The 9,902-nt window shown below is 75.8% G+C and carries 11 protein-coding genes; 5 read left to right on the top strand and 6 right to left on the bottom strand.

All coding sequences use genetic code 11. The features are described from left to right. Positions 1-331: 331 nt before the first annotated feature. Together GTW67_RS14755 and GTW67_RS14750 are read right to left on the bottom strand one after the other, a co-directional pair. On the bottom strand, positions 332-1,240 hold the full coding sequence (locus tag GTW67_RS14755) for a DMT family transporter (RefSeq protein ID WP_161165275.1): 909 nt from the start codon (positions 1,238-1,240) through the stop codon (positions 332-334). A gap of 16 nt (positions 1,241-1,256) precedes the next feature. Further along, complete coding sequence (locus GTW67_RS14750; RefSeq protein ID WP_161165274.1) at positions 1,257-2,108, bottom strand: SDR family NAD(P)-dependent oxidoreductase; 852 nt, start codon at positions 2,106-2,108, stop codon at positions 1,257-1,259. A 255-nt stretch (positions 2,109-2,363) separates the two neighbouring features. On the opposite strand from GTW67_RS14750, the gene GTW67_RS14745 reads away from it, so the two are divergent. The 3 genes from GTW67_RS14745 to GTW67_RS14735 all read left to right on the top strand — a co-directional run bounded on the left by GTW67_RS14745 (position 2,364) and on the right by GTW67_RS14735 (position 4,593). Continuing rightward, a complete protein-coding gene (locus tag GTW67_RS14745) occupies positions 2,364-3,434 on the top strand; it encodes an MGDG synthase family glycosyltransferase (RefSeq protein ID WP_161165273.1) in 1,071 nt (356 codons plus the stop codon). Positions 3,435-3,543: 109 nt separating this feature from the next. Beyond that, on the top strand, positions 3,544-3,930 hold the full coding sequence (locus GTW67_RS14740; protein ID WP_161165272.1) for a DUF2267 domain-containing protein: 387 nt from the start codon (positions 3,544-3,546) through the stop codon (positions 3,928-3,930). A gap of 171 nt (positions 3,931-4,101) precedes the next feature. Continuing rightward, on the top strand, positions 4,102-4,593 hold the full coding sequence (locus GTW67_RS14735; RefSeq protein WP_161165271.1) for a DUF1360 domain-containing protein: 492 nt from the start codon (positions 4,102-4,104) through the stop codon (positions 4,591-4,593). Between the two features lie 94 nt (positions 4,594-4,687). Here the strand turns inward: GTW67_RS14735 and GTW67_RS14730 are convergent, their stop codons facing one another. Beyond that, on the bottom strand, positions 4,688-5,086 hold the full coding sequence (locus tag GTW67_RS14730) for a DUF5997 family protein (protein WP_161165270.1): 399 nt from the start codon (positions 5,084-5,086) through the stop codon (positions 4,688-4,690). A 58-nt stretch (positions 5,087-5,144) separates the two neighbouring features. On the opposite strand from GTW67_RS14730, the gene GTW67_RS14725 reads away from it, so the two are divergent. Further along, entirely contained in the window at positions 5,145-5,948 is an 804-nt protein-coding gene (locus GTW67_RS14725; protein WP_161165269.1) for a LysR substrate-binding domain-containing protein, read from the top strand. Positions 5,949-5,982: 34 nt separating this feature from the next. Here the strand turns inward: GTW67_RS14725 and GTW67_RS14720 are convergent, their stop codons facing one another. From GTW67_RS14720 to GTW67_RS14710, 3 genes are all read right to left on the bottom strand, one after another. After that, the gene (locus tag GTW67_RS14720; RefSeq protein ID WP_161165268.1) at positions 5,983-6,723 is read right to left on the bottom strand and encodes a DUF4142 domain-containing protein; all 741 of its coding nucleotides are present in this window, start codon (positions 6,721-6,723) and stop codon (positions 5,983-5,985) included. 173 nt (positions 6,724-6,896) lie between these two features. After that, positions 6,897-7,592 (bottom strand): HAD family hydrolase, encoded by a 696-nt coding sequence (locus GTW67_RS14715; protein ID WP_161165267.1) that lies wholly within the window; start codon positions 7,590-7,592, stop codon positions 6,897-6,899. 20 nt (positions 7,593-7,612) lie between these two features. Then, on the bottom strand, positions 7,613-8,089 hold the full coding sequence (locus GTW67_RS14710; protein ID WP_161165266.1) for an Lrp/AsnC family transcriptional regulator: 477 nt from the start codon (positions 8,087-8,089) through the stop codon (positions 7,613-7,615). A gap of 222 nt (positions 8,090-8,311) precedes the next feature. On the opposite strand from GTW67_RS14710, the gene GTW67_RS14705 reads away from it, so the two are divergent. Then, complete coding sequence (locus GTW67_RS14705) at positions 8,312-9,802, top strand: FUSC family protein (RefSeq protein ID WP_161165265.1); 1,491 nt, start codon at positions 8,312-8,314, stop codon at positions 9,800-9,802. The last annotated feature ends 100 nt before the right edge of the window (positions 9,803-9,902 follow it).

Genomic DNA, 9,902 nt, shown 5'->3' with positions numbered 1-9,902 from the left:
CCGGCTGCGACGGCGCGCGTCGCCCGTCCCGCTCCCGCCCCGGCCCCGTCCGCGACGGCGCGTGTCGCCCGTCCGCGTCCGGCCCCGTCCGCGACGGCGCGCGTCGCCCCTCCGCCTCCGGTCCCGTCCGTGACGGCCCGCGTGGCTCGCCCGGCCCAGGCCCCCGCCCTGCCCGCCACGCCGCACGCCACCTGCCCGGCCCCGGTCCAGTCCCGTATCCGCTTCACTGTCCGTCTCCTCCCGCACCCCGGAAGTTTGGGTCAGCCCGCCCCCGTCGGGCATCGAGGTCATCGTGTGCCGGAAGCCCCGGCGTTCACGACTTCTGCTGCTCCTATCGCCGTCGCCCTCCACCCGGCCCGTCTCGCGCCGCCGGGGCCGTGTCCCAGGTGCCGTGGACCGACGGCGCGCGGGCCAGCCCCACACTGCCGAGGCCGATCAGCGCCACCCCGATCAGCTCGGGCAGCACCCGCACCCCGAGGGCGATCTCCTCGCCGAACAGGGCCCAGCCGAGGCCCACGCTGGTCAGCGCGTCCCCGAGCGTGAGTGCGGGCTGCGACGCGGCGAGGGTCCCGGCCCGCAGCGCGCTCTGGAGAAGCAGGAAACTGATCACGCCGACGACTCCCGTGGCGTACAGCGGCCACTGCCCCAGCACGGCGCCCACCCCCTGCGGGAACCGCCCGGTCACCTCCTTCAGCAGCGCCGCCGTACCGCCGAATGCCACCGCCGACGCCGACCCGAACAGCGCGGCGCGCGGCGCTCCGTGCACCAGCCGGCCGGCCGCGGCGAAGCCCGTCACGACGAGGAAGAGGGCAAGCAGCGCCCAAGGCCAGCGGCCCGGCGTCGCGGTGTCGTGCCCGGCCCCCGGCGACGCGGCGCCGAGGAACAGCGCCAGCCCCACGGCCAGCGCCACGAAGGCCAGCCAGGTCCGCAGGTCGGGCCGCCGGTGGAAGATCACGCTGCCGACGACCAGGGTGAACAGCAGCTCCGTCGCCATCAGCGGCTGGACGACGGCCAGGCTGCCCACCGCCAGCGCGGCCGCCTGAAGCACCGTCGTCAGGGCGAGCAGCGCCGCGCCGCCCACCCAGTACGGGTCGCGCACCAGCCGCAGCAGTGAGCGCAGCGCCGTGTGGACGGCACCAGCCCGGTCCTCGTCCTGCGCCGCGGCCCGGCGTTGCAGCACCGACGCCGCAGCGTTGGACAGCGCCGCGAACAGGGCGAGGACGACGGTGAGGACACTCACCGCGGCGGGCTCCCGCTCATCCGAACCGGGAGGCCATCCGTCGGTACAGTCCCGGCGCCGCGCCCCGGACCCGGCACGGCAGCCTCAGCCAGCCGGGCACGTACACCTCGTCCCGGCCCCGGAGCACCGCCCCGCGCACCGCGTCGGCGACCCGTTCCGCCGGTACCGGCCGCGGCCTGGACCGCCGGTAGGGCGCCCCGCGGCGTTCGAAGAAGGGCGTGTCGACGACACCGGGCACCACATGGGTCACCCCGACCCCCGTGCCCCGCACCTCGTACCGCAGGGCGTCGGCGAAGGCGCCCAGCGCGGCCTTGGCGGCGGAGTACACGGCCTCGTCGCGCACCCCCACGCAGCCGGCCAGCGATCCGATGAGCACCACCCGTCCCGACCCGGCCTCGATCATGCCCGGCAGCAGCAGCCGCACCAGCCGCAGCGTGGCCAGGACGTCGATGTCGAAGACCTCGTCGATCGCGTGCGGCGGCATGTCGCGGAACTCGCCGGCCCAGCCGATCCCGGCACCGGCCACCAGGAGGTCCACCGGACCCACGCTGGCCAGGGCGAAGTCGGCGAGCTGCCGGTCGGCGCCGGGCAGCGTGAGGTCCGCGGCGAAGGCGGTGGCCGACGCGGCGTCCGCCACCTCGCGCAGCCGGTCCGGGTCGCGCCCGCTGAGCACCAGCCGCCAGTCGCCCTCGTCGGCCAGCCGCCGGGCGACGGCCGCGCCGATGCCGGAGGAGGCCCCCGTCACCAGCGCCGTGCGCGTCCGCGTGCCCCGCCGGCCGGCGGACGGCCGGGGCTTCGCGTGGTCCGCGTCGGGTGCGGCGAGCCGCGGTCCGGGTGCGGACCGGGTGCGGGAGAACGCGTCGACCATGGGGACCACCTTGGTTCGGGGCGGGCTCCGGGAGACGACCGGCCGGCTGGCCGGGGCCCCCGGTGTCCGGCCGGACGGGCGGTCTCGGAGTATCCCTGGGGGGAGGTCCGAAACGCCCGCTTGTGCCACGGTTTGGAACACCTCGGTCGGGCAACTTGAACCGCCGTGCATCCTCCCAGCTCATCCGCGTCCCGCCGGACCGCGCCTCGGCGCACCTCGGGGGACACCAGACGTCTGCTGCTGGTCAGCGCGAGCATGGGCGCCGGACACGACACGGTCGCCGCCGAACTGTCCCGCCGGATCCGGGAGCGCGGCGGCGAGGCCCTCGTCGTCGACGTCCTCACGCTCCTGCCGTACGGGCTGGGCCGCGCCCTGCGGCTCTTCTACCGCGGGTCGGTACGGCACTTCCCCTGGGCGTACGCCGCCCTGTACCGCCTGTTCCTGCGCCCCGGCGGCGGGCGCCGGCCCAGCGGCACGCCCCTGGCGCGGCTCGCCGGCGCCCGGCTGCGGGAGCTGGCCGACCGCACGGGCGCGGACGTGGTGGTCCCCGTCTTCCACCTCGGCGCCCAGCTGACCGGCCATCTGCGCGCCCGGGGCCGGCTGACCGTGCCCAGCGTCGTGCTGGTGATCGACTTCGTCGTCCACCGGCAGTGGCTCCATCCCGGCAACGACCACTGCCTGTGCCTCACCGAGGACGCGGCCCGCGCGGCGCGGCGCGGCACCGGCAAGCCCGCCGGTGCCTGCGGTCCCGTGGTGGCCCCCGAGTTCCTCACCGACGCGCCCGGCGCGGACGAGTGGCGCCGGCTGTTCGGCCGGCACGGCCCCGGGCGGCCGCCGGTCGTGCTGTCCGCCGGTGCCTGGGGAGTCGGCTCACGCCTGGGCGCCACCGTCCGGCTGCTGTCGGAGCACGGCTTCCTCCCGGTCGTGCTCTGCGGGGACAACGCACGGCTGCGCCGCGAGCTGTCCGGCGTCCCGGGCGTGGTCGCCCTCGGCTGGGTGACGGACATGCCCGGTCTGCTGCGCGCCGCCCGCGCCCTGGTGGACAACGCCGCCGGCCAGACCGCCGTCCAGGCACTGGCCGCCGGCCTGCCGGTCGTGGGGCACCGTCCGATCCCCGGCCACGGCGCCGACGGCGTCCGCGCGATGGCCGCGCTGGGCGTGTCGGAGGTGGCCGAGGACGACGCCGCGCTGCTGGGGGCGCTGCGCCGGCTGACCGCCCCGGGCCAGGCCCGCCGGGAGCGGATCGCCGCCGGACGCGCGCTGTTCCGGGACGACGCCCTGACCCGGGTGACCGACGTCGCCGACGCGTCGCGCGCACGCCGGTGAGCCGGACCCGTCGTCCGCGGGACCTGTCCGGGTGGGCCGGCGCCCGTTTCCGCCGCCCCGGCAGGGGGCACCCGGGCGCGGGCGAGAACCGGCGGAAGGAGGCGACGCCGTGCGGCTCGACGAGTTCCTGACCCGGGTCCGGGTCCGCGGGGAGTACCACAGCGAGGAGGAGGCCGAGCAGGTCACCACGGCCGTCCTGTGGGTGGTCGCGTCCCGGATCGCACCGGAGGAGGCCGCGGCCCTGGCCGCACACCTGCCGGCACCCCTGGACGACGCGCTGCGCCTGGAACGGGGACGCCCCGAGGACTTCGGCCGTGAGGAGTTCCTGCGGCGCGTGGCCCAGCAGACCGGCGCCCGGCCGCGCACCGCGGAGTGGGACGCGGGCGCGGTGCTCTCCACCGTCGCCGAAGCCGTGCCCGGCGACCGCGCCGACGGCCTGCGCGCCGCGCTGCCGGCCGACTGCGCGGACCTCTTCGGCGGCCCCGCGACGCACTGACGGCGCCGCCCGCGTCCACGTCGGCCGCCGCCCGCGTCCATGTCGGCGGGGCGACCCGCGTCCACGTCGGCCGGGCGGCCCGCGCCACGCGTTGCAGGCGGCCGGAACAGGGCACTCGGCCCCCGGTCGACGAGGCGGCCCCCGGTGGCGTCGCCCGAAGGGAAGGCATTCATGACGGACGGTGAGCAGCGCTACGGCGCCGACGACGACATCCCCCTCGCGGGATACGCGACGCTCGCGACGACCTTCGCGGCCGCTGTCGGAACGCTCGCGGCGGTGGCGTGGCGCCGTGGGGTCCGGCTGCCCGACACCGTCCCGCCCTGGGACGTGGCCCTGCTGGGGACGGCGACGTTCAAGGCGTCCCGGCTGCTGACCAAGGACAAGGTCACGAGCTTCGTACGGGCGCCGTTCACCCGCCGGGAGCGCGAGAGCGAGGCCAACGAGGTGATGGACGCCCCGCGCGGCGGCGGGCTGCGCCGCGCCGTCGGCGACCTGGTGTCCTGCCCGTTCTGCACCTCGGCCTGGGTGGCCGGCGGACTGGTCGGCACCTACGCCGTCGCCCCCCGGGCCGGCCGCATGCTGAGCGCGGGCCTGAGCGCCGTCGCGCTGTCCGACTGGTTGCAGTACGCGTGGAGCCTGACGGAGCAGAAGGCCGAGGGCTGAACCGGGGCGGCGCCGCCGGACGGGCAGCCGGCCCCGTGCCGTACTGCTTGTGCCAGATGGTCGGTGGCCCGGGACCGCGCCGCCCCCGCGGGGATCAGTCGCGTTCCGCGCGCGCCGCGCGCTCCGCGTGGAGCTGCTTCACCCGGGCCGCCTCCTTGCGGACGTCGGCCTGGACGGCCTGCTCCCGCTCCAGCCACTCGGGACGCTCCTGCTTCAGGGCGTCGATCTGAGCCGTGGTCAGCGGCTCCTCGACCCCGCCGCGGTGCAGGCCCGCGATGGACACACCCAGCTTGGCCGCCACCACCGGCCGCGGGTGCGGCCCGTCGCGCCGCAGCTCGCGCAGCCACTCCGGCGGATCGGCCTGGAGCGCGTTCAGCTCGGCGCGCGTGACGACGCCCTCCCGGAACTCGGCGGGTGTGGCCTCGAGGTACACACCCAGCTTCTTCGCCGCGGTCGCGGGCTTCATGGTCTGGGTGTTCTGGTGCGACGTCATGATGTCAAGGGTATCGAGCATGTGAGCGGCTCCCGACCACGCCCGGTAACCTGGCCGGGTGACAGGCTCGGAAGGACCCCCCTCGTTCCGGCTCGCGTACGTCCCGGGGGTGACGCCCGACAAATGGGTGCGCATCTGGAACGAGCGGCTGCCGGACGTCCCCCTCACCCTGACCCAGATCACCCCCGCCGAGGCGGGCGGGACGCTGCTGGGCGGTGACGCGGACGCCGGACTGGTGCGGCTGCCCGTCGACCGGACCGTCCTCAGCGCGATCCCCCTCTACACCGAGACCACGGTCGTGGTGATCCCCAAGGACCACCTGGTGACCGCGGCCGACGAGGTGACCGTCGAGGACCTGGCCGACGAGATCGTGCTGCACCCCCTCGACGACGTGCTCGGCTGGGAGCCGCCCGGCCGGCCCGCGCTGGAGCGCCCGGCGACCACCGCGGACGCCGTCGAGCTGGTGGCGGCCGGCATCGGCGTCCTCGTCGTCCCCCTGTCGCTCGCCCGTCTGCACCACCGCAAGGACCTCACGTACCGCACGGTCACCGACGCCCCCGGATCGGGCGTCGCCCTGTCGTGGCCCGAGGACGCGCACACGGACCTGGTGGAGGAGTTCATCGGGATCGTCCGGGGCCGCACCGTCAACAGCACCCGGGGCCGGCAGTCCGCCCCGGGGCAGGCGAAGGACGAGCGCACCGGCACCGCGTCGGCGCGGCGCACACCGGCGGCGGCCAAGAAGCCCGCGGCGAGGAAGCCGGCCGCCGGCAGGCAGGCCTCCGGGAAGCAGTCCGGCGGCGCCCGGCGCGGCTCCGGCGGCGGCACCAAGGGCGGCCGGCGAGGCAAGCCCCGCGGCAGGTGAGCCACCCCTGACACGGACGCGACGCCCGCCCGCCTCAGCGGACCGTCGGCGCGGGCGTCGGAGCCGTCGTCTCGACGTCCAGCCCCGGCGGCTCGGTGAGGGACAGCACCGGCTCGCCCGGCTGCGGGGCCGGCGGGGTGAGCTGGACCTTGGGCAGACCCGGCGGGGCCGACTGCTGGAAGTTGACCTGGTCGAAGTTGACCAGCCCGGTCTTCTCCAGCACGGTGATGTGATCCAGGACGGTGTCGTTGGCCTGGTCGGCCAGCTGCCGCACCAGCGAGTTCTTCGTGTTGGCGCGGATGTTCGCGATCACCGGGAAGATCTGGCCGTGCGTGACGCGCATGATGTTGACCGCGGTGGTGTCGAACTGCTTCCCCGTGGTGCCGCTCACGGTCGACACGAACTGCTGCTGCTGGGGGGACGCCAGGTTGGGCAGCGTGATCCCGAGTTCGGGAGCGATCCGGCGGCAGGTCGCGTCGAGCCGCGAGTGACCGGCGACCAGATGCTCACCGACCTCCCTCATCTCCGGTGTCGTCCCCCGCTCCATGGCCATCAGCCCGAGCGGGTGCTCCCACAGCCCGGCGGCACGGACCTTCACCACGAAGTCCCGGTCGGCCTCGGTGAGCGGCCCGTACCGCGTGTCGGTGACGACACGGGCCTGGTCGCTGCCCGCGTTCTGCACGCCGAGCATGGTCGGGTAGGCGAGCGCGGTGAGGGTGAGGACCAGGGAACCGGCCACGAAGGCCGTCCCTGCCGTGGTGCGCGTGATGCGCATCGTGCCTCCTGGGGCGACGACAGGCTCGGACACCAGGAGATACGGATGCGAGCGGCGCTCTGATCACCGCGCTGCGCAAAATTCCGCGCACCGTTCAGGTCAGAACTCCGGGCGACACTCCGCACGCGCAGACGTCCGCCCTCTCCCGTCGGCCGCGGTCCGCCCCGCCGCCGTCAGGAGGGCCGCGCCTCGCGCGCCAGCCAGTCGTACGCCGCCCGCGCGGTGAACTCGGCCTGCCCGCCCCGCAGCAGCAGCCCGGCCGTGGCGAACTCCGGGGCGCCGGCCTGCGCGGCGACGTACGGGACCGCGATGCAGCGCATCCCCGCGGCGTGCGCGGCGGCGGCCCCTGGCGCGGCGTCCTCCAGGACCACGCAGTCGGCCGGAGCCGCCCCGAGCCGGCGAGCAGCTTCGAGGAAGACGTCGGGGGCCGGTTTGCCGTGCGCGACCTCGTCGGCCGAGACGACGGTGCGCAGATACGCGTCCAGTCCGGTGCACGACAGGATCGCCTCGATGGCCTCCGGCGAGGAGCCCGAGGCCACGGCCAGCGGCACCCCCTCGCCCGCCAGCAGCTCGACGAACTTCCGCATCTCCGGGTACGCGCGCGTGGCGGTGCGGGCCAGCTCCAGATAGCGGCGGTTCTTGGCGGCGAGCAGCTCCTCGACCGGCGCGCCGAGGCCGTACCGCCGCTTCCAGTCGGCGACCGTCTCCTGCGTGCTGATGCCCACGTACTCCTCGTGGTCCGCCCAGGTGAAGTCCGGCACGCCGTACGCGGCGAGGGTCCGCCGGCCCGCCTCGTAGTAGTTCGGCTCGCTGTCCACGAGGGTTCCGTCGAGGTCGAAGACGACCGAGATGCCGCCGAGAGCGCTCATGGCCCCCAGGATGCCAAGGCTCATCTCCGCGCCGAGCGCCCGATGGACTCCACCAGCGGCAGCAGCCGGTGCGGGACGCGCTCGCGCAGGGCGACCTCGCTGCGGGTGCGGACCACGCCGGGCAGGCTGATCAGCTTCTGGACCACGTCCTCCAGATGCGCGTTGTCCCGGGCCACCACCCGGGTCAGCAGGTCGCCGCCGCCCGTGATGGAGAACGCCTCGACGATCTCCGGCACGGCGGCCAGCGCCTCGCCCACGTCGTCAAGATGGCCCTGGGTGACCTCGATGTGCACGAACGCGAGCACGGGATGGCCCAGCGCGGCGGGGGAGAGGGACGGCGCGGTACCGGTGATCACCCCGTCGCGCTCCAGGCGGTCCAGCCGCGCCTGGAGCGTCCCGCGGGCGACCCCGAGGAGGCGTGCGTACTCGCGCACGCTGGTGCGCGGCTGCTCCAGCAGCAGCCGCAGGATGCGGGTGTCGAGTTCGTCGACGGCCATGGCGTCCTGGTTCCTCTCGTCCTGGTTCCCTCGTCGGCCAATGGCTCTCCGGTGGCCGGGCCGATGCCCTGATCACTGTACCAATGGCCCTGTCTGTGGAGCGGCAGTTGAGCCACTGGTGGGGGAGATGCTGATATGGAGGGGTCGATGGCGCTGCGGATCCCGCGGCGCCTTTTTCATGCCGGTGTTAATGCGGGCCAGTGTGCGAGGGGGCGGTAGTCAGTGCTGAAGAGGGTGTTCGTGAGCCCGGACCCGGGGCGGGCGCGGCTGCGCTTCGCCGCGCGGGCCGTCATCGGCATCGGCCTGGCCGTCGCCGTGTGCGGCCTGGCCGGCATCTCCCTCGTGGGAGCCGTCATCGGCGGTCTCGCCGCGCTGCTCGCCCTGTTCACCGTCACCGACGCCACCGTGCGCGGCCAGGCGGTCACCACCGCGCTGCTGCCGGTGGTGGGCCTGCCCGTGCTGACCGCGGCGGCCGGACTGCACGGCCTCCCCGTGGCCCGCGACCTCGCCTTCCTCGCCGTGGTCGGCGCGGGCGTCTACGCCCGGCGCTGGGGCCCGCGCGGTCACAGCCTCGGCGTGTTCGCGTTCATGACCTTCTTCATCGCCCAGTTCCTGCACGCCACCACGGACCGGCTGCCCGAGATGTACGCCGCCGTCCTGCTGTCCGTGGCCACCGCCGCGGCGGTCCGCTTCGGCCTGTGGTGCTACGAGCGCCGCCTGCCCCCGGCCGCCGTGCCCGCCCCGCCCGCCGGCACCGGGCTCGCCCGCATCACCACCCGCCAGGCCGTCCAGGCCACCGTCGGCGCGGGCTTCGCGCTGGTCGTGGGCCAGCTGGTGTCCGGCGACCGCTGGTACTGGGCCGTCGGCGCCACCTGGTGGGTCTTCGTCAACACCACCTCGCGCGGCGAGACCCTGGTCCGTGGCTTCCGGCGGGTGCTCGGCACGGTCGTCGGCATCGGCCTCGGCTTCCTGGTCGCCGTCCCCGTCGCCGGCTCCGCCGTGCCCACGGCCGTGCTCGCCGCCGTCTGCGTCTTCGGCATCTTCTACACCGCCGCCGTGTCCTACACCTGGATGATGCTCTGCGTGACGGTGCTCGCCGAGCTGCTCTACGGCCTCCTCGGCGTCCTCAGCCCGGGGCTGCTCGCCCTGCGGATCGCCGAGACCGGCGTCGGCGCGCTCGGCGCCGTGCTGGCGGTGCTCTTCGTGCTGCCCGTCACCACCCACGCCGTCACCGACGCCTGGATCCAGCGCGCCCTGCGCTGCGTCCACGCCTGCACCGCCGAGGCCGCCGCCCGCCTCGCCGGCACGGAGGGCGCCGACCCGGCGCCGCGCGTGGCCGAACTGGAGCAGCTGCTCGCCCGGGTCCGGCTCTCGGTCGCCCCGCTCGTGCACCCGCTCAACCCCATGGACGGCCGCAGGCGCCGCGCCCGCCGCGTGCTCGACCTGCTCGACGACTGCGCCCGGGAGATCCGCGGCCTGGTCGCCGTCGCCGCCGACCCGGAGGCCTCCCACGACGCGCGTCTGGCCGCCGCCTGCTGGCGCGTCGAGACCGCCGTCGAGGCGCTCACCGGCGGCGGAGCCGTCCCCGCCCACCAGGAGGGCCCGCTCGCCGCCGAACCGGCGCTGGCCCACCTGCACGGCCTGGAACGCGCCCTGGCCGAACTCGCCGCACCGCTGCGCAGCCCGTCCGGCTCGCCCCTGGTCGGCGCCTGACCCCACCGGGCGCGTCCGCTCCTGCCGCCGCGCCGCCCGGCCCGCTTCCAAGGCCCCAGGCCCCGCGCCCCAGACCCCACCCCCCGCGCCCCTGACCCCC

Origin of the sequence: Streptomyces sp. SID5910, assembly GCF_009862125.1 — a bacterium.
Taxonomy (GTDB): Bacteria; Actinomycetota; Actinomycetes; order Streptomycetales; family Streptomycetaceae; genus Streptomyces.
The sequence above is the reverse complement of the archived record's forward strand: the minus strand, read 5'-3'. Positions and strand labels throughout refer to the sequence as shown.